Source organism: Streptomyces sp. NPDC101110, assembly GCF_044759525.1.
Classification (GTDB): Bacteria; Actinomycetota; Actinomycetes; order Streptomycetales; family Streptomycetaceae; genus Streptomyces.
In genome coordinates this window covers 188,097-211,621 of the sequence record NZ_JBIVZM010000010.1, presented here as the reverse complement: position 1 = coordinate 211,621, position 23,525 = coordinate 188,097, and the positions used below count along the sequence as shown (strand labels likewise).

The window sequence follows — 23,525 nt, the reverse complement described above, 5'->3', positions numbered from 1 at the left end:
CGGCCCACCCCGCAGCGGCCACCCGGCTCACCCCGCCGCGGCCTCGGCCGCGCTGCCCACCCGCACCGGGCGAGTCTCCGGCAGCAACGCGAAGCACCCCAGGCTGAGAAGCGCGATCGCCGTCAGATAGGCGGCCACACCCCAGGGCACCCGCCCGCCCTGCTCGGCGAGGGCGGTCGCCACGATGGGTGTGAGGGCTCCTCCGACGACCCCGCCGAGGTTGTAGCCGACGGCAGCGCCGGTGCAGCGCACCCGCGGCTCGTACAGCTCCGGCAGATACGCGGCGATCACGGCGAACATCGTGATGAACGCGAGCATCGCCCCGAGGAACCCGACGAACATCGGCAGCGGGGCCCCGGTGGCGGGGAGCGCGACCATCGGAAACATCCACAGGGCGGCAGCCACACATCCGGCGAGGCACAGTGGCCGCCGGCCGTAGTGGTCACCGAGCAGCGCCACCAGCGGGGTGAGAGCACCCTTCACGAGCACCGCGCCCATGATGCAGGTCAGCATGACGCTGCGGCTCACCCCGAGCCGCTCCGTGCCGTAGGCGAGGGACCAGGTCGTCACGGCGTAGAAGATCGCGTAGCCGATCGCGAGCCCTCCGCCGGTCAGCAGCAGGAGCCGCCAGTGGTGGCGGACGACCTCGGCGAGCGGCACGCGCGCGTGGTCGTCGATCTTGAGGAAGCTCGGGCTCTCCGCGAGGGAGGACCGCAGCCACAACCCCGCGACGGCCAGTACCCCCGCCGCCCAGAACGGCACCCGCCACCCCCAGGCGGCGAACTGCGCCTCGGTCAGCGCCGAGGACAGCCCCAGCACCACACCGTTGGCGATCAGGAACCCCAGCGCGGGCCCGACCTGCGGGAAGCTCGACCACAGCACACGCCGTCGGGCGGGTGCGTGTTCCACGGCCAGCAGCACCGCCCCGCCCCACTCGCCGCCGAGCCCCAGACCCTGGAGGAAGCGCAGGACCAGAAGGAGCAGGGGAGCAGCCACGCCGATCGAGTCGTACGTCGGGACGCAGCCGACGGCGACCGTGGAGGCCCCGGTGAGCAGCAGGGAGGCGACCAGGACCGGCCGCCGCCCGCGACGGTCACCGATGTGCCCGAACAGGATCGAGCCGAGCGGTCGTGCCACGAAGCCCACGCCGAAGGTGGCGAAGGCGGCGAGTGTCCCGGCGACCGGAGAGAAGGTCGGGAAGAACAGCGGCCCCAGGATCAGGGCCGCCGCGGTGCCGTAGACGAAGAAGTCGTAGAACTCGATGGCCGTTCCGGCGAGCGAGGCGGCCGCGAGGCGCGGCATGGAGGGTGCCCTTACGGTGCGTACGTGGTGCATGCCGCGTCACTACCCACCGTGACCGCCGGTCAGGGGGGCGCGTAGAGGGACTCGGGGGTTCTCAGTACGTGACCGTGACGCGCCGGGCGGGTCCGTCCACGCGCACCGTGCCGCCATACGGAATCACCAGTTGTGGATCGGTGTGCCCGAAGTCCACGTCGAAGACGATCATGGTGTCGGGGGCGTAGGTCCGCATGGCGCGCAGGACGGCCTCGCGCTGGTCGGCCGCGTAACGAGCCGCCTGGTGAGGGGTGTTGGGGCGGTCGAGGGACCAGGTCTTGGGCCTGCCCATCAGCAGGGCGGGAAAGCGTTCCAGCAGCCCGCGCTCGCCCATGCAGCGCAGGGTGCCGAACACCTCCGTGGCGCTCGGCATGTCCTCCGAGGTCTCCAGCAGCAGCACGTTGCCGTCGTACTCGGACAGGTCCCGGGCGATCTCCCGGTCGGCCATCAGCAGCCAGGCGATGATCTCCAGGCAACCGCCCCAGCTGCGGCCCTCGGCCACCCGGTCGGGGTGCACCCAGGTCCAGCCGGTACCGGGCCGGGTATCCGGCTCGGCGTCGAAGGTCGCCGGATCCGCCCAGTCCCTGTCGATGTCGCGCCACCGCTCGGCGGGCCTCAACTCGTACGGTCCCGAGGTGAACAGGGCCGCGCGCAGGGACTCGGCGGTCTGCGGGTGCATGGCGCCGGGGCGGCCGAGTTCACACATCACGCTGCCGCCGTGGAAGGCGACGACGCCGCAGGTGCGCAGGAACGCGAGCAGGTTCGTGTTGTCGCTCATCCCGAAGAACGGCTTCGGGTTGGCCCGGATCAACTCCCGGTCCAGGTACGGCAGCACGGTGATCTGGTCGTCGCCCCCGATCGACGCGATGACCGCCTTGATCGCCGGGTCGGCGAAGGCGGCGTGGATGTCGGCGGCCCGCTCCCGTGGCGTGGAGCCCATGATGCGGGTCGCCGGGTACTCCACCGGTTCCAGCCCGAACTCCTTGCGCAGCCGCTGAAGGCCGAGCTCGTAGGGGAGCGGGAAGAGTCCCGGCAGGCCCGAGGAGGGCGAGATCACGGCGATGCGGTCACCGGGGGACGGCTTCGGTGGATAGGCCGGGCTGGTCAGGCTCGTCATGCCAGGAGGCTACGACCCGGCGCGCTGCCGTCGCACCGAGATAAAACCGGCCGCGCGCACGGACACGAGCGGCGTGCCGAGCGGGGGAGGCCGGTATGCGCACCGGGACGTGATCAGCGTGCCGAGCGGGCGAGTCCGGCAGGCGCCGGGACGTGATCAGCGTGCCGAGCGGGCGAGTCCGGCAGGCGCCGGGATGAGATCAGCGTGCCGAGCGGGCGGGTCCGGCGAGCGCACCGGGACCTGAGCGGCGTGCACAGCAGGGCGAGACCGGTACGTGCTCCGTGATAGACCGGCTGTGAGCAGCGGTCCGTCACGGGCCGCACGACCCTGAACGGACCGGAGGAACCGTGCCCCGCACCCTGGCCCACGCCCCGATCATGATCCTCAACGGCCCCAATCTGAACCTGCTCGGCCAGCGCCAGCCGGAGATCTACGGTTCCGACACCCTCGCCGACGTGGAGGCCCTGTGCGCCAAGGCGGCGGCCGCGCACGGCGGTACGGTCGACTTCCGCCAGTCCAACCACGAGGGTGAGCTGGTCGACTGGATCCATGAGGCCCGGCTGAACCACTGCGGCATCGTGATCAACCCCGGTGCCTACTCGCACACGTCCGTCGCCATCCTGGACGCCCTCAACACCTGTGACGGCCTGCCGGTGCTGGAGGTCCACATCTCCAACATCCACCAGCGCGAGTCGTTCCGGCACCACTCCTACGTGTCGCTGCGGGCCGACGGGGTCATCGCGGGCTGTGGCGTGCAGGGGTACGTGTTCGGCGTGGAGCGGGTGGCGGCGCTGGCAGGTACGGGCAAGGCGGACGCGTGAGCCGTCACCGGCACGCCCCGTAGCGACCCGGAGCCCCGTCGGCCACCCCGGTAAGCCCCGCCGGCCATGGCGAAAGCCCCTTACACGTACTTCGCGTCGGCGTGTGCCGGGGCCGCCGACCGAGGGCGGGGAACGACAGGCCGGCGGCCCAAACCGCCCAGGAGCCGTCATCCTGCGCGGGGCTGAGACCAGTTGACTGCGCAACTACGTGCGAGGGGAGCGCACGTGCGACACCGGCGTGTGCGAACACTTCACACGGGGCGCGTGCACGGCGCGCACGCTCGCCGACAGCGCCCCGCGCGGCCCCTCACGCCGAACAGCGCCTCACGCGACCCCTCACGGCGAACAGTGCCTCGCACCACCCCTCACGCCCAGCAGCGCCCGGCGCACACAGTCACCACCCGCGCGCGTGCCACTCCGGCAGATGCGGGCGCTCCGCGCCGAGGGACGTGTCGTGGCCGTGCCCCGGGTAGACCCAGGTCTCGTCCGGGAGTGCGTCGAAGATCTTGGTCTCGACGTCGTGGATGAGGCTGGCGAACGCCTTCGGGTCCTGATGGGTGTTGCCCACACCGCCGGGGAACAGGCAGTCCCCGGTGAACACATGGGGGTGCCCGTGCGGGTCGTCGTAGACGAGGGCGATCGAGCCGGGCGTGTGCCCGACCAGGTGGCGGGCGGTGAGCTCCACGCGCCCGACCCGGATGGTGTCCCCGTCGTCGACCGGCACGTCGGTCCGTACGGGGATGCCCTCGACGTCCTCCCGGCCCGCGTAGGTGCGGGCACCGGTGGCAGCCACGACCTCGGCCAGCGCCTGCCAGTGATCGCCGTGCCGGTGGGTGGTGACGACGGACGCGATGCCGTCGCCACCGATCATGCCGAGCAGTGTGCCGGCCTCGTTGGCGGCGTCGATCAGCAGCTGCTCGTCCGTGGCCCGGCAGCGCAGCAGATAGGCGTTGTTGTTCATCGGACCCACCGCGATCTTGGTGATCATCAGGTCCTTGAGCTCGTGCACATCGGCCGGCCCGCCGACCGTCACCTCTCCGCTGTACGTCATGTCCGCCAGCCTATAGCGGCGGCAGCGTGGGAAGCGGCCCGCCGGCCGACGACAGCGCGGAGCCGTCGCGGCGGCCCGCGAGCCAGCCCAGCAGGTCGGCCGGGGTACCGGTGACCGTCACCTCGGGCCCGTGCTCGCCCGGCTTCCGCCCGGTGCTCCACGCGCGCGTGCCGTCCGTGACGTGGGTGGCCGGCACGTCGGGGTGCCCGGTGAACCGGTCGGCCAGGAAGTCGATCTCCCGCTCGGTGAAGTCCTCGGGGAGGTCCTCCAGCTCGTAGCCGATCCCCAGGTCCACGTGGTGCAGCTCCACCTCGACCCAGCGCCGGAACGGCACCCGGGACGCGGAGTCCGTGACCCCGTTGCGCAGCTCCACCGTGCGCGTCCAGTCCGCCGGAGCGTCGCCGGCCTCCTGGAAGCGGGCCGCACTCTCGCGCAGGTCGGCGAGCTGGACGTCGAGGGCCCGCGGGGCGTCCCGCTCGATGTCGGCGTCCCGGGCCTCGCCGGAGACGTACATGGGGCGGCCCCGCAGGACGTTCACGAGGGCGTCCGCGTTGCGGGCGAGGTGGGCCAGGACGTGGCCGCGGCTCCAGCCGGGCAGCCGTGACGGCTCCGTCACAGCCGCGTTGTCCAGTGCACCGACTGCGGTCAGCAGCCGCTCCGTCGCGTCACGTACAGACGCCAGGTCATGAGCGTGATCAATCATGGTGCTGACCCTAGCCGCGCCACTCCTTCGGGTGAAGGTGGTGGAGGAGTGCCGTAAATCGAAAGCACGTGCTATATGGTCGGACGTGGCGTCGGGCATGCTGGAGAGCCGGGGTTTGTTGGCAACCCGTGAACCCGACCGGCGTTGTCAGTGGCTCCCCCTAGTCTGAGAAAGACGGGGGCCCCGCCCCTGTCACTTCTCTCAAGAAAGGTGCGGACCGGCGTGGCCGACCGTCTCATCGTTCGTGGAGCGCGCGAGCACAACCTGAAGAACGTCTCGCTCGACCTCCCGCGCGACTCGCTCATCGTCTTCACGGGCCTGTCGGGGTCGGGCAAGTCCTCGCTGGCCTTCGACACCATCTTCGCCGAGGGACAGCGGCGCTACGTGGAGTCCCTCTCCTCCTACGCCCGGCAGTTCCTCGGCCAGATGGACAAGCCGGATGTCGACTTCATCGAGGGCCTGTCCCCGGCCGTCTCCATCGACCAGAAGTCGACCTCGCGCAACCCGCGCTCCACCGTGGGCACGATCACCGAGGTCTACGACTACCTGCGCCTGCTCTTCGCGCGCATCGGCAAGCCGCACTGCCCGGAGTGCCGCCGTCCTATCTCCCGCCAGTCGCCGCAGGCCATCGTCGACCGGGTCCTGGAGCTGCCCGAGGGCAGCCGCTTCCAGGTGCTGTCGCCGCTGGTGCGCGAGCGCAAGGGCGAGTTCGTCGACCTCTTCTCCGACCTCCAGACCAAGGGCTACTCCCGCGCGCGGGTGGACGGCGAGACGATCCAGCTGTCCAGCCCGCCCACGCTGAAGAAGCAGGAGAAGCACACCATCGAGGTGGTCGTCGACCGCCTCACCGTCAAGGACGGCGCCAAGCGCCGCCTCACCGACTCGGTGGAGACCGCCCTCGGTCTGTCGGGCGGCATGGTCGTGCTCGACTTCGTCGACCTCCCCGAGGACGACCCCGAGCGCGAGCGCATGTTCTCGGAGCACCTGTACTGCCCGTACGACGACCTGTCCTTCGAGGAGCTCGAGCCCCGCTCCTTCTCCTTCAACTCGCCCTTCGGCGCCTGCCCCGACTGCACCGGCATCGGCACGCGCATGGAGGTCGACCCGGAGCTGATCGTCCCCGACCCGGACAAGAGCCTCGACGAGGGCGCCATCCACCCCTGGTCGCACGGCCACACCAAGGACTACTTCGGCCGCCTGATCGGTGCTCTCGCCGACGCGCTGGGCTTCCGCACGGACATCCCCTTCGCCGGCCTGCCGCAGCGCGCCAAGAAGGCCCTGCTCCACGGCCACAAGACGCAGGTCGAGGTCCGCTACCGCAACCGCTACGGCCGCGAACGCCGGTACACCACGGCCTTTGAGGGCGCCGTCCCCTTCGTCAAGCGCCGGCACAGCGAGGCCGAGAGCGACTCCAGCCGCGAGCGCTTCGAGGGCTACATGCGCGAGGTACCCTGCCCGACCTGTGAGGGCACGCGCCTCAAGCCGATCGTCCTCGCGGTCACGATCATGGACAAGTCCATCGCCGAGGTCGCCGCGATGTCGATCAGCGACTGCGCGGACTTCCTGGGCGAACTGAAGCTCACCGCCCGCGACAAGAAGATCGCCGAGCGCGTGCTGAAGGAGGTCAACGAGCGGCTGCGGTTCCTGGTCGACGTCGGCCTGGACTACCTCTCGCTGAACCGCGCGGCCGGCACCCTGTCCGGCGGCGAGGCCCAGCGCATCCGCCTGGCCACCCAGATCGGCTCCGGCCTCGTCGGCGTCCTGTACGTCCTCGACGAGCCGTCCATCGGTCTGCACCAGCGCGACAACCACCGGCTGATCGAGACGCTGGTCCGGCTGCGCGACATGGGCAACACCCTCATCGTCGTCGAGCACGACGAGGACACCATCAAGACCGCCGACTGGATCGTCGACATCGGCCCCGGCGCCGGCGAGCACGGCGGCAAGGTCGTGCACAGCGGCTCCCTGAAGGAGCTCCTCGCCAACGCTCGATCGGAGACCGGTCAGTACCTGTCCGGCAAGAAGGCCATCCCGCTGCCCGACATCCGCCGCCCGCTGGACCCCTCCCGGCAGCTCACCGTGCACGGCGCCCGGGAGAACAATCTCCAGGACATCGACGTCTCGTTCCCCCTGGGCGTGTTCACGGCCGTCACCGGCGTGTCCGGCTCCGGCAAGTCGACGCTGGTCAACGACATCCTGTACACGCACCTGGCCCGCGAGCTGAACGGCGCCCGGAGCGTACCCGGGCGGCACACGCGCGTGGACGGCGACGACCTCGTCGACAAGGTCGTGCACGTGGACCAGTCGCCCATCGGCCGCACCCCCCGCTCCAACCCGGCCACGTACACCGGCGTCTTCGACCACATCCGCAAGCTGTTCGCCGAGACCACCGAGGCGAAGGTCCGCGGCTACCTGCCCGGCCGCTTCTCCTTCAACGTCAAGGGCGGCCGCTGCGAGAACTGCGCGGGCGACGGCACGATCAAGATCGAGATGAACTTCCTGCCGGACGTCTACGTCCCGTGCGAGGTCTGCCACGGCGCCCGGTACAACCGGGAGACCCTGGAGGTCCACTACAAGGGCAAGTCCATCGCCGAGGTGCTGAACATGCCGATCGAGGAGGCCACCGCCTTCTTCGAGGCGGTCCCCGCCATCGCCCGGCACCTCAACACGCTCAAGGACGTCGGCCTCGGCTACGTCCGCCTCGGCCAGGCCGCGACGACCCTGTCCGGCGGCGAGGCGCAGCGCGTGAAGCTCGCCAGCGAACTGCAGAAGCGCTCCACCGGCCGTACGGTCTACGTCCTGGACGAGCCGACCACCGGTCTGCACTTCGAGGACATCAGCAAGCTGCTGACGGTCCTGTCCGGCCTGGTCGACAAGGGCAACACGGTCATCGTCATCGAGCACAACCTCGACGTGATCAAGACCGCCGACTGGATCGTGGACATGGGCCCCGAAGGCGGCGCCGGCGGCGGCCTGGTCGTCGCCGAGGGCACACCCGAGCAGGTGGCCGGGGTCCCGGCCAGCCACACCGGCAAGTTCCTGCGGGAGATCCTCGGCGCCGACCGCGTCAGCGACGCGTCCTCGGTGAAGGCACCGCGCAAGACCACGGCCCGCAAGACAGTCGCGGCCAAGACGGTCGCGGCCAAGACGGCACCGGCACGCAAGACCGCCACCAAGACGGTCACCGGCACCGCCGCCACCAAGAAGACAGCGGCCAAGGCCACCAAGACGACCAAGGCCGCCGCCAAGAAGACGACCCGGTCCAGCAAGGGCTGAGGTCACCCGCGCCGAACGCGCCGGGCCCCACGGGAAACGTCCCGTGGGGCCCGGCGCGTTCGCCGTGCGGTCAGACGCTCTCCCGCGGTTCCACGAACTGCATGTCGAGCTGGATCCTCACCACGTCACCGAGCAGGCCGGGAGCGAAGTCGAGGCCGAAGTCGCCGCGCCGGATCTCACCCGTCGCCTCGAACCCGGCGTGCCGGCTGCCGTCCATGGGCACCTCGACCAGCCCGCCGAACTCCACGGCGAGCGTCACCGGTCGGGTCACCTCGCCGATCGTCAGATCCCCCTCCACGGTCCAGTCCTCGCCCCCGCCCGACACCCGCGTCGAGCGGTACGTCATCGTCGGGCGCTTCTCCACGTCCAGCAGGTCGGAGGCGCGGACGTGCGCGTCCCGGTCGGCGTTGCCGGTGTTGATCGAGGCCAGGTCGACGGTCGCGGAGATCCGCACGTCCTCGACCCGCTCCCCGACGAACAGTCCGGCCTCCAGCCGTTCGAAGCGCCCCCGCACCTTGGCGATGCCCAGGTGCCGAACGGTGAAGTTCACGGAGGAGTGGAACGGGTCGAGGGCCCACTCGCCCGGGGCGAGCGGCAGGGGCGTCGGGGCGGTGTCATTCGTCATGCCCTCCACCCTGAGGGGCGGGCGGCCCGGGAGGGAGACCGGCCGGAGCCTGGTAGTGACGGGGCCACCCTCCGCGTCCGCCCACCCGGTACGTTCGGCGGGTGAGCGACAACGAGTTGGGCACGTTCCTGCGGACCTGGCGTGAAGCCGTCACCCCGGCCGAGGCGGGTCTGCCCGCAGGCCCCCGACGCCGCACGCCGGGCCTGCGGCGTGCCGAACTGGCCACCCTCGCGGGCGTCAGCGTCGAGTACATCACCCGGCTGGAACAGGGCCGCGACCGCAACCCGTCGGCCCAGGTGCTGGGAGCCCTGGCCGACGCCCTGAACCTCTCCCTCACCGACCGGATGCTGCTGCGCCGCCTGACCAAGGAGGCGGGCGGCGGCGACCCGCTGATCTGTGCGGCGGCCCCGCCGCTCAGCCGTACGGCGCGCCCCACCGTACGGGCCGTGCTGGACCGGCTGGAGCCGGCTCCCGCGCTGGTGGTCAACTGGATCGGCGACGTCCTCGCCCACACGGCCGGCTACGAACGGCTGGTCGGCCCTCTCGGCCTGCTCGACGACGAGCGGCCCAACCTGCTCCGGTACCTGTTCACCGACGACCGGGCCCGCAGCGCGTACCGCGACTGGGACCGGGTGGCCGACGACCTCGTCGCCCGGCTCCGGCACGGCGTCCCTCTCCGGGACCCCTACCTCGCCGAGCTGGCCGACGAGCTGACGGTGACGGCGGGGGCGGAGTTCACCGACCGGTTCGCCGATCTGGCGGCGGCGCCGCGCCGGACGGCCGCCCAGCACATCGAGCACCCGCAGGCCGGTTCCCTGCGGCTGCTCAGCGAGACGCTCGCCCTTCCCGACGAGGGGCAGCACCTCATCGTCCAGCTGCCCGCGGACGACGCCACTGCCACCGCCCTGGACCGCCTCAACGGCCGCCGCCCCGGCGCGCTGCGGGCGGTGGCGGCGGGGGAGACCGGCTGACCCGCCGACCGGGTACGAGGCACAGAACCCGAACCCCAGTTGAGCCGCCGACCGGGTACGAGGCACACAGGATCCGGCTGAGCCGCCGACCGGGTAGAAGGCGCACAGGACCCGGCGGTCCGGTCGTCGATGTGGGGACGTCTCGGGTTGAGGAAGGCGGGTGCCCGGCCCGTGTCAGCCCTCCAGCTCGTGCGCGTACGGCGGTTCCGCCCCGGCCCGTGAGCAGGTGATCGCCGCCGCGCGGGCCGCGAAGGTCAGCAGTTCCGTCCAGCCGCCGCGGCCCAGTCCCGCGAGGCCCCGCGTGCTGAGGGCGCCGCGTACGGCGAGTCCGTGCAGCAGGGCCGCGTTGACCGTGTCGCCCGCGCCGATGGTGTCCACGACCTCGACGCGTTCGCCCGGCACCGCGTACTCCCCGTCGGCGGTGAAGGCGGTCAGACCGTCACCGCCCCGCGTGATCACCACCGCGTCCGGGCCCGCCGCCAGCCATTCCCCGGGCGTGCCGCCGAGCCACTCCGCGTCCTCCGCGGACAGCTTCAGCAGCGACACCGACGGCAGCCAGCTCTTGAACCGCGCCCGGTAGGCGTCCGCGTCCGGGATCAGCCCGGGCCTGATGTTCGGGTCCAGCGCGGTGAACACGCCCTCTGCCGCCGCCCGGCGCATCATCTCCTCGTAGGCGCTCGCGCCCGGCTCCAGGACCAGCGAACAGGTGCCGAAGGACACCGCTCGGGTGCCGGACGGCAGCGCCGAGGGCGCCTGGAACAGCCGGTCGGCCGTCCCGTCGACGTAGAAGGAGTAGGCCGCCGAGCCGTCGGCGCCCACCGTGGCGACGGCGAGGGTCGTCGGCTCGGTGCCCCGCTGCACCGAGGACACGTCGACCCCGGTCTCGCTCAGTCCGTCCAGCAGAGCCTGCCCGAAGGCGTCGGACGACACCCGGGAGCAGAAGGCAGTGGGGGAGCCGAGGCGGCCCAGCGCCACGGCCGTGTTGTAGGGGCCGCCCCCGAGCGCGGGACGCAGTGCGGCCAGGGCACCCGTGCCCTGCGGTACCAGGTCGATCAGTGCCTCACCGGCGACGACGATCACGACGGGGTTCCTTCCTCGGACGGACTGGGGCAGCCGCACGACGTGCGGTGGACGAAGGCGCAGGGCAGCCGCACGGTCCGGACGGGCCGGTCCGGCTCGGCGAGCCGCTCCAGAAGCACGTGGACGGCCCGGGCACCGATGTCCCTGCCGGGCTGGGCGATCGCGGTGAGCCGGGGCGAGAACAGATCCGCCCACGCGAAGTCGTCGAAACAGCACAGGGCGATGTCACCCGGCACGGACAAACCGTGCGCGCGCAGGGCCCGCAGCACCCCGATGGTCATGGCGTTGTTGCCGGTCACCAGCGCGGTGGGCGGCACACCCAGCGACAGCAGGGCCCCGGCCGCCTGCTCGGCACCCGCCGACTCCGAGTCGCCGTGCACCAGCAGCCGCTCGTCGTACGCCAGCCCGGCGAAGGCCAGACCGCTGCGGTACCCGGTGATCCGCTCGCTCGTCGTGCTGAGCCCGGGCCGCCCCGCCACCAGCCCGATCCGCCGGTGACCCAGCCCGGCGAGGTGGGTGACCAGCCCGGACATCGGTTCTGCGTTGTCGGCGCACACCTGGTCGACGTGCCCACCGCCGTCCTTCCCCGGTGTGTCCACCACCCGGTCCAGGAACACGGCCGGTACGTCGTGCCGCCCCAGGTAGGCGAGCAGCCCGCGCGGATCGGCGGAGGGCGCGACGATCAGGCCGTCGACCCGGCGCTCGTGCAGCAGCTGGACGACCTTGCGCTCGTGCTCCGGGTCGTCGTGCGGATCGGCGATCAGCAGGCTGTAGCCGGCCTCCAGCGCGGCGGCCTCGACGCCTTGGAGGATTTCCGTGAAGTAGGGATTGCTGATCGCCGACACCGCCAGCCCGATGGACCGGGTGCGGGCCGTTACGAGGGAACGGGCCAGCGTGTTCGGGGTGTAGCCGAGCTCCTCCACGGCCTCCAGCACCGCCTGGCGGGTGTGCGGCAGCACCGGCCGGGTGCCGTTCAGCACATGCGAGACCGTCGCCACGGAGACACCGGCGCTGCGCGCTACGTCGGCCATGGTCGCCATGGGCGTTCCCTCCTCCGGTGGTTCCGGTCCGCTTCCGGCGGAACGTACCGCATCGAGCGCCAGACGTAAACGCTTGCGCAATCGTTTACGTCCGCCGCCTCCCGGCGCCGGAGCCAGATCCGGGCCGGGGGAGAAGGCGGGACCATGCGTCGGAGAGCCCAGATCCGGGCCCTGAGGCGGCGGACCGTGCGCCGGAGAACCAGCTCCGGCCCGGGAAGCGGACAGCTCCGGCCCGGGAGGCGGACCGTGCGGCTACTCCCAGTCCCAGCCGATGCCCAGGAACCCCGCCCGCACCCGGGGCTCGACCAGGTGCACCGAGTGGTGCCGGCCGCTGAGCGACAGGCCCTGGCATCCGCTGCGCGGCGCCGCCGCGGTGTGCTGGGCGAAACGGTGGCACCGCACCGGCAGGGCCGCCGGATCGAAGCACACCTGGAGGACGTACTGGCCCCCGGGGCAGTCGAAGCCGCGCACGTACTCGCGTGACGCACCCGCGGTGCCGTCCTCGACGCCATAGCGGAACAGGAAGGTGTCCCCGGCCCGCAGCCGGGTGTCGAAGAGGAGCTCGGCCGCCAGCACCCCGGTGTCGCGGTGCCAACGGACGCGCCCGGTACGGCAGTTCTCCAGGGCGTGCACCCGCATGCGCTCCGGCGCCGCACCCCGGTCCCCGTGGTGGACGGCCACGAAACGGTCGATGCCGTCCCGGTGGGCGCGCACGATGTGGTGCGACTCACGCTCGGCGAGCTCGCGCCGGGCCCCGATCCGGAGCCGTTCGTGGTGGCCGAGGGAGTGCAGGCCCCCGTCCGGCGAACAGTCCAACTCGGCGAGCAATTGGTCCAGGACCCCGGAGGCCTCGACGAGGGAGCGGTAGGAGCGGGCGGCGGACCGCAGCCCGGACGTGCTGTCCCCGCCCTCGGCGAGCAGCCGGATCAGCGACTCCTCGGGAAGCTCCAGGATCTCCTCCAGCGCGCGCACGGCCCGCAGCGACTCGGGGCGCTGCGGACGCCGGGCCCCCTGCTGCCAGTAACTCAGGCTCGTGACACCGACCTTCACCCCGTGCCGGGACAGGTGGTGCTGAACGCGCTGCAGGGGCAGGCCGCGGGCGGCGATGGCGGCCCGCAGGGCGACGTGGAAGGGGCCGCCTCGCAGGGCCGAGTCCAGTTCCGCGGTGGCGACGTCCGCGTGCTGTGGGGCGTGCGGCATGCAGGGGCCTCTTCTCTGAGTCGGCAACGGCTGGTCAGACCGCTAGCGCGGGGCCCTCCCACCGGCGCGGGCAGGTCTTCACATCCGTACGCCGTCGTTCAGGGCCCGAGTTCCCCCGCATTGAAGCGTGTTGACCCGGCCCCGACAACACCTGATGCCGGACAGTGACCCACCTGCGCTCGGCAGGCTCCACCCGGACATGCGAACGCCCGGGGCGTGCGCCCCGGGCGTTCGCATGGACGTGTGCTTCCGGAAGTGGCCGCCTAGGAGCGGTCGCCGCCGCCCTGCTCCCGCAGAGCCAGGCGCTTGGCCCGCACGATGTCGGGATCGCGCGGGTCCAGGGAGTCGGGCAGCGCGAACGCGTCGTCCGCGTACCGGCGGGCACGGACCGTCCGCCGGGTTTTCTCGATCCGCATCCGCTTCATCTGCGCAGCCCTCCGACCCGTGGCCCGCCCGCTCCCCACCGGGAACGACCGGTCCGCACCGACAACCTGTGCCTGCACCGGCACCGACTCCGCCCACCGGACGTCGCCCTGTGCCGTGGGTGAGCCACATTCCCGCTCCCGGTGGGCCGTAACCCCCGGGCGGCCCATGCCGTTGGAAACTGCCTGCCGCCGGGGCTCTGATCATGTCCCTCCGCCGAGCCTGACTGTCGGTGCTCGCCAGTAGGGTGTGAGACATGGCCGACCCCTCCAGCTACCGCCCCAAACCGGGTGAGATCCCCGACTCGCCGGGGGTCTACAGGTTCCGTGACGAGCACCGCCGGGTGATCTACGTCGGAAAGGCGAAGAGCCTGCGCCAGCGCCTGGCGAACTACTTCCAGGACCTGGCGGGCCTGCACCCGCGCACCCGCTCCATGGTCACCACGGCCGCGTCCGTGGAGTGGACGGTGGTGTCGACGGAGGTCGAGGCGCTCCAGCTGGAGTACTCCTGGATCAAGGAGTACGACCCCCGGTTCAACGTCAAGTACCGCGACGACAAGAGCTACCCGTACCTCGCGGTGACGATGAACGAGGAGTACCCGCGCGTGCAGGTGATGCGCGGTCACAAGAAGAAGGGCGTGCGCTACTTCGGGCCGTACGCGCATGCGTGGGCGATCCGCGACACGGTCGACCTGCTGCTGCGCGTCTTCCCCGTGCGCACCTGCTCGGCGGGCGTGTTCAAGAACGCCGCCCGTACCGGCCGCCCCTGCCTCCTCGGCTACATCGGCAAGTGCTCCGCCCCCTGCGTGGAACGCGTCTCCGTCGAGGAGCACCGCGAACTGGCCGACGAGTTCTGCGACTTCATGACCGGCCGGACGAACACCTACATCCGCCGGCTGGAGAAGCAGATGGCGGAAGCGGCCGACGAGATGGAGTACGAGCGGGCCGCCCGGCTGCGCGACGACATCGGGGCCCTGAAGAAGGCCATGGAGAAGAACGCGGTCGTGCTCGCCGACGCGACCGACGCCGACCTGATCGCGGTCGCCGAGGACGAGCTGGAGGCGGCCGTCCAGATCTTCCACGTCCGCGGCGGGCGGGTGCGCGGCCAGCGCGGCTGGGTCACCGACAAGGTCGAGGAGATCACCACCGGCGCCCTGGTCGAGCACGCCCTGCAGCAGCTGTACGGCGAGGAGACGGGCGACGCCGTCCCCAAGGAGGTGCTGGTCCCCGCCCTGCCGGACCCCCTGGAGCCGGCCCAGGAGTGGCTCACCGGCCGCCGCGGTTCGGGCGTCTCCCTGCGCATTCCGCAGCGCGGGGACAAGAAGGCCCTCATGGAGACCGTGCAGCGCAACGCCCAGCAGGCGCTCGTGCTGCACAAGACCAAGCGCGCCTCCGACCTGACCACGCGCTCACGCGCTCTGGAGGAGATCGCCGACGCCCTCGACCTGGACAGCGCCCCGCTCAGGATCGAGTGCTACGACATCTCCCATCTCCAGGGTGACGACGTCGTGGCCTCCATGGTCGTCTTCGAGGACGGCCTGGCCCGCAAGAGCGAGTACCGCCGCTTCCAGATCAAGGGCTTCGCCGGGCAGGACGACGTCCGCTCCATGCACGAGGTGATCACCCGGCGCTTCCGGCGTTATCTCGCCGAGAAGGAGAAGACGGGGGAGTGGACCGACGGCGAGAGCGCCGCCGCTCCGGTGGCCGAGGGCGAGAGCGCAGCTCCCGTGACCGACGATGAGAACGCCGCGGCTCCCATGACCGACGGCAACGGCGACATCGTCGGCACCGGCCCCACCGAGGACGACGGCCGCCCCAGGAAGTTCGCCTACCCACCCCAGCTCGTCGTCGTCGACGGGGGCGCCCCACAGGTCGCGGCCGCCCGGCGCGCCATGGACGAACTCGGCATCGACGACATCGCCGTGTGCGGCCTCGCCAAGCGACTGGAAGAGGTCTGGCTGCCCGGCGACGACGACCCGGTGGTCCTGCCCCGCACCAGCGAGGGCCTGTACCTGCTCCAGCGCGTGCGTGACGAGGCCCACAGGTTCGCGATCACCTACCAGCGCACCAAGAGGTCCAAGCGCTTCCGTTCCAGCCCGCTGGACGACGTCCCCGGCCTCGGGGACACCCGCAAGCAGGCACTTCTGAAGCACTTCGGTTCGTTGAAGAAACTGCGATCCGCCACGATCGACCAGATCTGCGAGGTCCCCGGCATAGGCCGCAAGACAGCCGAGACGATCGCCGTGGCCCTCGCCCGGTCGGCCCCGGCCGCGCCCGCCGTCAACACGGCGACCGGAGAGATCATGGAAGAGGAACCAGGCACCATGGGTTCCAGTGGGGAACCCGTGGCAACGGGCGCCCCGGACGAACGACGGGGGCAGGAGACATGAATGTGAACGAGCACGACGCGCGACAAGAGCAAGCCGGAGACGGAGCACAGGTGAGTACGGGCACGCCCAACGAGAAGGCCCCGGTCCCGGACGCGGCCATCCCCGAACTGGTGATCATCTCCGGCATGTCCGGAGCCGGGCGCTCCACGGCGGCGAAGTGCCTGGAGGACCTCGGCTGGTTCGTCGTGGACAACCTGCCGCCCGCCCTGATCCCCACCATGGTGGAACTCGGCGCCCGTTCCCAGGGCAACGTGGCGAGGATCGCCGTCGTCGTCGACGTCCGCGGGCGCCGCTTCTTCGACAACCTCCGCGAGTCCCTCGCCGACCTGGAGGCGAAGAACGTCACACGGCGGATCGTCTTCCTGGAGTCCTCCGACGAGGCCCTGGTCCGCCGCTTCGAGTCGGTGCGCCGCCCGCACCCGCTGCAGGGCGACGGCCGCATCGTCGACGGCATCGCCGCCGAACGCGAACTGCTGCGCGAGCTGCGCGGCGACGCCGACCTGGTGATCGACACCTCCAGCCTGAACGTCCACGAGCTGCGCGCCAAGATGGACGCCCAGTTCGCCGGCGAGGAGGAGCCGGAGTTGCGGGCCACGGTGATGTCGTTCGGCTACAAGTACGGCCTCCCGGTCGACGCCGACCTCGTCGTCGACTGCCGCTTCCTGCCGAACCCGCACTGGGTCCCGGAGCTGCGGCCGTACACCGGCCTCAACGAGGAGGTCTCCGGTTACGTCTTCAACCAGCCCGGCGCCAAGGAGTTCCTCGACCGCTACACGGAGCTCCTCCAGCTGGTCGCCACCGGCTACCGCCGGGAGGGCAAGCGCTACGTGACCATCGCCGTGGGCTGCACGGGCGGCAAGCACCGCTCGGTCGCCATGTCGGAGAAGCTCGCCGCCCGGCTCGCCGCCGAGGGCGTGGAGACGGTGGTCGTACACCGGGACATGGGACGCGAATGACACGACGTACACCCCGGCTGAGCCGGCTGCGCCGGGTGGTGCCCGAGAGCAACGGCGACAAGGGCACCGCAGACCGAAAGGGCGGCCGGCCCGCCGAGGCCCGGGGCGGCAGGCCGCGCCGCCGGGGCACCCAGCCCAAGGTCGTCGCCCTCGGCGGCGGCATGGGACTGTCCGCCTCGCTCGCCGCGCTGCGCCGGATCACCGGTGACCTCACCGCCGTCGTCACCGTGGCCGACGACGGCGGCTCCAGCGGCCGGCTGCGCGACGAACTGGGTGTACTGCCGCCCGGGGACCTGCGCAAGGCCCTGGCGGCGCTGTGCGGCGACGACGACTGGGGCCAGACCTGGGCCCGGGTCATCCAGCACCGCTTCCAGTCCCAGGGCGACCTGCACGAACACGCGGTCGGCAACCTGCTGATCGTCGCCCTGTGGGAGCAGCTCGGCGACCATGTCCAGGCCCTCGACCTGGTCGGACGGCTGCTCGGCGCCCAGGGGCGGGTGCTGCCGATGTCCGCCGTGCCGCTGGAGCTCCAGGCCCTCGTCAAGGGCCACGACCCCAAGCGCCCGGAGGAGGTCGACACGGTCCGCGGGCAGGCGACCGTCGCCCTCACCCCGGGCGAGGTGCAGTCCGTGCACCTTGTGCCGTGCGACCCGCCGGCCGTGCCCGAGGCGGTCGAGGCCGTCCTGGACGCCGACTGGGTGGTGCTCGGCCCCGGCTCCTGGTTCTCCTCGGTCATCCCGCACCTGCTCGTGCCCGAGCTGCTGGACGCGCTCACGCAGACGAAGGCCCGCCGGGTACTCTCCCTGAACCTCGCGCCGCAGCCCGGAGAAACCGAGGGCTTCTCCCCGCAGCGTCATTTGGAGGTTTTGGGACGACACGCCCCTAAACTCGCCCTGGACGTGGTGCTGGCCGACGAGGCCGCCGTGCCCGACCGTGACTCCCTGACCGACGCCGCCAAGCGATTCGGGGCCGCGGTCGAGCTGGCGCCGGTGGCCGGACCCGACGGAACACCGAGGCACGACCCGGAGCTGTTGGCCGCCGCGTACGACCGTATTTTTCGGATGCATGGAAGGATCGGCCCATGGCGATGACGGCAGCGGTGAAGGATGAGATCTCCCGGCTCCCCGTCACCCGGACCTGCTGCAGGAAGGCGGAGGTCTCCGCCATCCTGCGGTTCGCCGGCGGCCTTCACCTCGTGAGCGGTCGGATCGTGATCGAGGCGGAGCTGGACACCGCGATGGCGGCCCGCCGTCTCAAGCGGGACATCCTGGAGATCTTCGGCCACAGCTCCGAGCTGATCGTGATGGCTCCGGGCGGGCTGCGCCGCGGCTCGCGCTACGTGGTGCGGGTGGTGGCGGGCGGTGACCAGCTCGCCCGCCAGACCGGCCTGGTCGACGGGCGGGGCCGCCCGATCCGCGGCCTGCCCCCGCAGGTGGTCTCGGGGGCCACCTGCGACGCCGAGGCCGCCTGGCGTGGCGCGTTCCTGGCGCACGGTTCGCTCACCGAGCCGGGCCGCTCCTCCTCCCTGGAGGTGACCTGCCCGGGTCCCGAGGCCGCGCTCGCCCTGGTCGGTGCCGCCCGACGGCTGTCGATCCCCGCCAAGGCCCGCGAGGTGCGCGGCGTGGACCGGGTCGTCGTCCGCGACGGCGACGCGATCGGCGCCCTGCTGACCCGTCTCGGCGCGCACGAGTCGGTGCTGGCCTGGGAGGAGCGCCGGATGCGCCGAGAGGTGCGCGCCACCGCGAACCGGCTCGCCAACTTCGACGACGCCAACCTGCGCAGATCGGCCCGCGCGGCCGTCGCCGCCGGCGCCCGGGTGCAGCGCGCCCTGGAGATCCTCGCCGACGACGTGCCAGAGCACCTCGCCGCCGCCGGCCGGCTGCGCATGGAGCACAAGCAGGCCTCCCTGGAGGAACTGGGCGCGCTCGCCGACCCGCCGCTGACCAAGGACGCCGTCGCCGGCCGGATCCGCCGCCTGCTGGCCATGGCCGACAAGCGCGCCTCCGACCTCGGCATCCCGGGCACGGAGGCCAACCTCAGCGAGGAGCTGGCCGACAACCTCGTCGGCTGATCCCACACGACGTCAAACAGCCGGTTCGGGCACCCACTTGGGTGACCGGAACCGGCTTTTGCGTGTCGCTGATGCGCCCTTGACTCGATCATGGTCTGTCATGAGCCTGGCATCTGTTCGCTGCTGTGGCGGACCCACGCTAGGGGGGTTCATGAGACGAAGAGCGAGATCGATCCTCGCTGTCGGCGCGCTCCTGATCGGCGGAGCGAGCTTCGCACCCATCGCCCAGGCACAACCGGGGAGTCCGGCCCCGTCCGACCCGGACGAAGTCAAGGTCTTCCGGGCCGACGTGAACCAGCAGCAGGTACCCCTGCTGCTCGCGGCCGGCCAGGACGGCCACGAACTGAGTGAGCGCGTCCCCGCCAAGGGCGTCGCGACCGTCGAGGTCTACCTGACGGACCGGCAGGCCGAGAAACTTCAGAAGCAGGGCGTCGAGCTCACCGAGCACGAACTCTCCTCCCGCGCCGAGGCCCGTGTCGAAGCCGCCGCCGAGGGTGTGTTCCGCCCGTTCAGCGGCAAGGGCGGCCTGCGGGAGGAACTCCTGCGCACCGCCCAGGAGCACCCGGACCTCACCAAGGTCGTCTCCATCGGCAAGACCGTCAAGGGTCAGGACATGCTCGCGCTGAAGCTCACCAAGGGCGCCAAGAGGACGAAGGACGGCTCCAAGCCCTCGGTCCTCTACATGTCCAACCAGCACGCGCGCGAATGGATCACGCCGGAGATGACCCGGCGTCTGATGCACCACTATCTGGACAACTACAAGAAGGACCGGCGTCTCAAGAAGATCGTCGACTCCACCGAACTGTGGTTCCTGCTGTCGGCCAACCCCGACGGCTACGACTACACCTTCGCGGACCCCGCCAACCGCCAGTGGCGCAAGAACCTGCGGGACGTCAACGGCGACGGCGTCATCGCCACCGGCGACGGTGTCGACCTCAACCGCAACTTCGCCTACAAGTGGGGCTACGACAACGAGGGTTCGTCTCCCAACCCCACCAGTCAGACGTACCGCGGCGCGGGCCCGAACTCCGAGCCGGAGACCCGGGCCCTGGATGCCTTCCAGAAGCGGATCGGCTTCACCTACGGCATCAACTACCACTCCGCCGCCGAACTCCTCCTCTACGGAGTCGGCTGGCAGGTGGCCACGCACACCCCGGACGACGCCCTGTACGAGGCGCTCGCCGGCACGCCCGACAACTCCGCGATCCCCGGCTACCACCCGCAGCTCTCCTCCGAGCTGTACACCACCAACGGTGAAGCCGACGGCCACGCGGCGAACGTCAACGGGCTGGCGATGTTCACCCCCGAGATGTCGACCTGCCAGACCGCCTCGGACCTGGACCCGAACGACGAGTGGAAGGCGTCCGACTGCCAGTCGGTCTTCACCTTCCCGGACGACGAGAAGCTGATCCAGCAGGAGTTCGCCAAGAACATCCCGTTCGCGCTCTCCGTCGCCGAGTCCGCCGCGCGCCCCGACCGGCCGTCCTCGTCGGTCGGTCTGAAGGCCGCCGACTTCACCCCGGCCGCGTTCACCACCTCCTACTCCCGCGGCGCCGACCAGGAGGTCTCCGTCGTCGCCCGGAAGGCCCTGCGCGACAAGGAACTCAAGTACCGCGTCAACGGCGGCCGCACCTGGGACATGGCACTCAGGCCCTGGAAGGGCGGCGAGACCTACGGCGGTGAGGACAACCTCTACTTCGACGAGTACCGGGCGAAGGTCAAGGACGGCGACCCGGGCGACAAGGTCGAGGTGTGGTTCACCGGCGAGGCGAAGAACGGCAGGAAGGTCTCCAGCGAGCACTTCACGTACACGGTCGCCGAACGGCCCCGGGCGAACACCCTCGTCGTCGCCGAGGAGGGCGCGACCGCCACGCAGGCACAGACGTACGTGGACGCGCTCAAGGCGAGCGGCCGCAAGGCGGCCGTCTGGGACGTCGCCGGGCAGGGCGCGCCCGACGCGCTCGGCGTGCTGAGCCACTTCGACACCGTCGTCCACGCCACGGGCGCGGGCGTCCCGGGCGTCGCCACCCAGCTCCAGTTGCGTGCCTTCCTCAACGAGGGCGGCCGGCTGATCGAGGCCGGTGAGCAGGCCGGTGGCACCGTCGACCTCGGCGGCGGCGCGCTGTCGGACGACTTCAGCCAGTACTACCTGGGCGCCTACACCCGCACCGCCACCCCCGGAGCCACCGGCTTCACCGGCTCCGGCGAGCTGGGCGGCGTCACCGGCCCGCTGGGCGCCGCCCCCGGCAACCCGCTGGACAAGGCCGGCACCTACAGCGTCACCTCCGACGAACTGCGGACCGACGAGTTCCCGCAGTTCGCGAGCAAGGGCGCCGGGCAGTTCGCCGGCACGGTCAACCCGTACGGTCCGTACGCGGGCACCTCGATGGCCGCCGCCGTCCACACCGACGACGCCTACAAGCGCCTCACCCGCACCGTGGACCTCACCGGTACCACCGCGGCCCAGCAGCCGGCCCTGCGCACCCAGCTCCTGTGGGACACCGAGTCCGGCTACGACCACGCAGTGGTCGAGGCCCATGTCACCGGCTCCGACGACTGGACGACCCTTCCCGAGGCGGGCGGCGCCACCAGGACCACCGTGCCGACGGAGTGCGAGGGCGGGTTCTACGTCAACGAGCACCCCTGGCTGAAGCACTACCTGACCGTGGCGGCCGACGGCTGCGCCGCGACCGGCACCACCGGCGGGTGGAACAGCCTCACCGGCAGCTCCGGCGGCTGGCGGCAGGTGAACTTCGACCTGAGCGCCTACGCCGGGAAGACGGTCGAGGTCTCGATCAGCTACGTCACCGACCCGGGCAGCGGCGGGCGAGGCGTCCTCGCCGACGACGCCTCGCTCGTCGTCGGCGGCACGGCGCGGGAGACCGAGGGCTTCGAGACCTCGCTCGGGGCCTGGAAGGTGGCCGGACCGCCCGCGGGCAGCCCGGCCGTCCTCAAGGACTGGGCTCGTACCGGCGCCCTGTTCCAGACGTACGGAGCGGTCACCACGGACGACACCGTGCTGCTGGGCTTCGGCCTGGAGCACGTCACCGCCGCGGCCGACCGGGCGGCGCTGATGAGGAAGGCACTCGCTTCCCTCGACGGGTGAGTTCCCTGGTCAACAGGGAACCCGTGAGGTAGCGAAATCGAGTGATCTTGCTCGCGGCGGTGGGCGGTCCGTACCCCTACTGGCGGGTAAGGGCCGCCCTGCCGTGTATGAGGCATCTGGATGTCACCACCAGGCCTTCAGAGAGGTAGGGTCGTAGGCGGTCGGGGACATCCCAAACAGAGCTCGCCGGCACTTCATGGCCGGCGTACCAACGAGGAGATCGGTTCGTGACGATCCGCGTAGGCATCAACGGCTTCGGCCGCATCGGTCGTAACTACTTCCGCGCGCTGCTGGAGCAGGGTGCAGACATCGAGATCGTGGCTGTCAACGACCTGGGTGACACCGCGACCACCGCTCACCTGCTGAAGTACGACACCATCCTGGGCCGCCTCAAGCAGGAGGTCACGCACACCGCCGACACGATCACGGTCGACGGCAGGACCATCAAGGTCCTGGCCGAGCGCAACCCCGCCGACATCCCGTGGGGCGAGCTGGGCGTCGACATCGTCATCGAGTCGACCGGCATCTTCACAAAGAAGGCCGACGCCGAGAAGCACCTGGCCGGCGGCGCGAAGAAGGTCCTCATCTCGGCTCCGGCCAAGGACGAGGACGTCACCATCGTGATGGGCGTCAACCAGGACAAGTACGACCCGGCGAACCACCACGTCATCTCCAACGCCTCCTGCACCACCAACTGTGTGGCGCCGATGGCGAAGGTCCTCGACGAGAACTTCGGCATCGTCAAGGGTCTGATGACCACGGTGCACGCGTACACCAACGACCAGCGCATCCTGGACTTCCCGCACAAGGACCTGCGTCGCGCGCGTGCCGCCGCCGAGAACATCATCCCGACCACCACGGGTGCCGCCAAGGCCACCGCGCTGGTCCTCCCGCAGCTCAAGGGCAAGCTGGACGGCATCGCCATGCGCGTCCCCGTCCCGACCGGCTCGGTCACCGACCTGGTCCTCGAGCTGTCCCGCGAGGTCACCAAGGAAGAGGTCAACGCCGCCTTCCAGAAGGCCGCGGAGGGCGAGCTGAAGGGCATCCTCGAGTACACCGAGGACCCGATCGTCTCCTCCGACATCGTGAACGCCCCGGCGTCCTGCACCTTCGACTCCTCCCTGACCATGGTCCAGGAGGGCAAGAACGTGAAGGTCATCGGCTGGTACGACAACGAGTGGGGCTACTCCAACCGCCTCGTGGACCTCACGGTCTTCGTCGGCAACCAGCTCTGATCGAATAGACCAGGCACCACGGTGTGAGAGCAGGGCTCGGGCAGCGCGCGGTCGCGCTGCCCGAGCCCTGACTCACGTACAGATCAGATCTGTTAGATCACGAGCGCTTCCGAGCGATCACGAGCT

Annotated in this window: 18 protein-coding genes; 9 read left to right on the top strand and 9 right to left on the bottom strand. The window is 71.1% G+C overall.

The features are described from left to right. Positions 1–27 precede the first annotated feature (27 nt). On the bottom strand, positions 28–1,302 hold the full coding sequence (locus ACIQU3_RS24010) for an MFS transporter (protein WP_403927653.1): 1,275 nt from the start codon (positions 1,300–1,302) through the stop codon (positions 28–30). A gap of 94 nt (positions 1,303–1,396) precedes the next feature. Next, complete coding sequence (locus tag ACIQU3_RS24005; protein ID WP_403927733.1) at positions 1,397–2,443, bottom strand: S66 peptidase family protein; 1,047 nt, start codon at positions 2,441–2,443, stop codon at positions 1,397–1,399. A 356-nt stretch (positions 2,444–2,799) separates the two neighbouring features. On the opposite strand from ACIQU3_RS24005, the gene aroQ reads away from it, so the two are divergent. Next, positions 2,800–3,273: a type II 3-dehydroquinate dehydratase gene (gene aroQ, locus ACIQU3_RS24000; RefSeq protein ID WP_366709495.1), complete on the top strand. Its 474-nt coding sequence runs from the start codon at positions 2,800–2,802 to the stop codon at positions 3,271–3,273. Positions 3,274–3,667: 394 nt separating this feature from the next. On the opposite strand, the gene ACIQU3_RS23995 is transcribed toward aroQ, so the two are convergent. Beyond that, positions 3,668–4,324, bottom strand: coding sequence for an MBL fold metallo-hydrolase (locus ACIQU3_RS23995; RefSeq protein WP_403927650.1), 657 nt, complete (start codon positions 4,322–4,324; stop codon positions 3,668–3,670). A gap of 10 nt (positions 4,325–4,334) precedes the next feature. After that, positions 4,335–5,027: a maleylpyruvate isomerase family mycothiol-dependent enzyme gene (locus ACIQU3_RS23990; protein ID WP_403729929.1), complete on the bottom strand. Its 693-nt coding sequence runs from the start codon at positions 5,025–5,027 to the stop codon at positions 4,335–4,337. 222 nt (positions 5,028–5,249) lie between these two features. On the opposite strand from ACIQU3_RS23990, the gene uvrA reads away from it, so the two are divergent. Beyond that, positions 5,250–8,303, top strand: a complete 3,054-nt coding sequence (gene uvrA / locus ACIQU3_RS23985; protein ID WP_403927648.1) for an excinuclease ABC subunit UvrA — start codon at positions 5,250–5,252, stop codon at positions 8,301–8,303. 70 nt (positions 8,304–8,373) lie between these two features. Here uvrA and ACIQU3_RS23980 read toward each other — a convergent pair whose 3' ends face one another. Continuing rightward, complete coding sequence (locus ACIQU3_RS23980) at positions 8,374–8,928, bottom strand: YceI family protein (RefSeq protein ID WP_403729935.1); 555 nt, start codon at positions 8,926–8,928, stop codon at positions 8,374–8,376. 101 nt (positions 8,929–9,029) lie between these two features. Here ACIQU3_RS23980 and ACIQU3_RS23975 point away from each other — a divergent pair, with 101 nt between their 5' ends. Beyond that, positions 9,030–9,899, top strand: coding sequence for a helix-turn-helix domain-containing protein (locus ACIQU3_RS23975; RefSeq protein ID WP_403729938.1), 870 nt, complete (start codon positions 9,030–9,032; stop codon positions 9,897–9,899). 174 nt (positions 9,900–10,073) lie between these two features. Here ACIQU3_RS23975 and ACIQU3_RS23970 read toward each other — a convergent pair whose 3' ends face one another. The 4 genes from ACIQU3_RS23970 to ACIQU3_RS23955 form a co-directional block, all read right to left on the bottom strand. Further along, complete coding sequence (locus ACIQU3_RS23970; protein WP_403927645.1) at positions 10,074–10,979, bottom strand: carbohydrate kinase; 906 nt, start codon at positions 10,977–10,979, stop codon at positions 10,074–10,076. Beyond that, positions 10,976–12,019, bottom strand: a complete 1,044-nt coding sequence (locus ACIQU3_RS23965; protein WP_403927643.1) for a LacI family DNA-binding transcriptional regulator — start codon at positions 12,017–12,019, stop codon at positions 10,976–10,978. Before ACIQU3_RS23965 ends, ACIQU3_RS23970 begins: the two co-directional genes overlap by 4 nt. 252 nt (positions 12,020–12,271) lie before the next feature. Next, complete coding sequence (locus ACIQU3_RS23960) at positions 12,272–13,219, bottom strand: hypothetical protein (RefSeq protein ID WP_403927640.1); 948 nt, start codon at positions 13,217–13,219, stop codon at positions 12,272–12,274. Positions 13,220–13,482: 263 nt separating this feature from the next. Next, positions 13,483–13,635 (bottom strand): hypothetical protein, encoded by a 153-nt coding sequence (locus tag ACIQU3_RS23955; RefSeq protein ID WP_366709486.1) that lies wholly within the window; start codon positions 13,633–13,635, stop codon positions 13,483–13,485. A 263-nt stretch (positions 13,636–13,898) separates the two neighbouring features. Between ACIQU3_RS23955 and uvrC the strand changes: the two genes are divergently transcribed. The 6 genes from uvrC (at position 13,899) to gap (ending at position 23,399) form a co-directional block, all read left to right on the top strand. Further along, a complete protein-coding gene (gene uvrC, locus ACIQU3_RS23950) occupies positions 13,899–16,031 on the top strand; it encodes an excinuclease ABC subunit UvrC (protein ID WP_403729955.1) in 2,133 nt (710 codons plus the stop codon). Beyond that, positions 16,028–16,987: an RNase adapter RapZ gene (gene rapZ, locus ACIQU3_RS23945; RefSeq protein WP_366709484.1), complete on the top strand. Its 960-nt coding sequence runs from the start codon at positions 16,028–16,030 to the stop codon at positions 16,985–16,987. The genes uvrC and rapZ overlap by 4 nt, the downstream gene beginning before the upstream one ends. Then, positions 16,984–18,078, top strand: a complete 1,095-nt coding sequence (gene yvcK, locus ACIQU3_RS23940; protein ID WP_403729959.1) for a uridine diphosphate-N-acetylglucosamine-binding protein YvcK — start codon at positions 16,984–16,986, stop codon at positions 18,076–18,078. Before rapZ ends, yvcK begins: the two co-directional genes overlap by 4 nt. After that, on the top strand, positions 18,069–19,058 hold the full coding sequence (whiA, locus tag ACIQU3_RS23935) for a DNA-binding protein WhiA (RefSeq protein WP_366709482.1): 990 nt from the start codon (positions 18,069–18,071) through the stop codon (positions 19,056–19,058). The genes yvcK and whiA overlap by 10 nt, the downstream gene beginning before the upstream one ends. 151 nt (positions 19,059–19,209) lie before the next feature. After that, on the top strand, positions 19,210–22,164 hold the full coding sequence (locus ACIQU3_RS23930; protein WP_403729964.1) for a M14 family zinc carboxypeptidase: 2,955 nt from the start codon (positions 19,210–19,212) through the stop codon (positions 22,162–22,164). A gap of 227 nt (positions 22,165–22,391) precedes the next feature. After that, the gene (gap, locus tag ACIQU3_RS23925) at positions 22,392–23,399 is read left to right on the top strand and encodes a type I glyceraldehyde-3-phosphate dehydrogenase (RefSeq protein ID WP_403729967.1); all 1,008 of its coding nucleotides are present in this window, start codon (positions 22,392–22,394) and stop codon (positions 23,397–23,399) included. Positions 23,400–23,525: the final 126 nt, after the last annotated feature.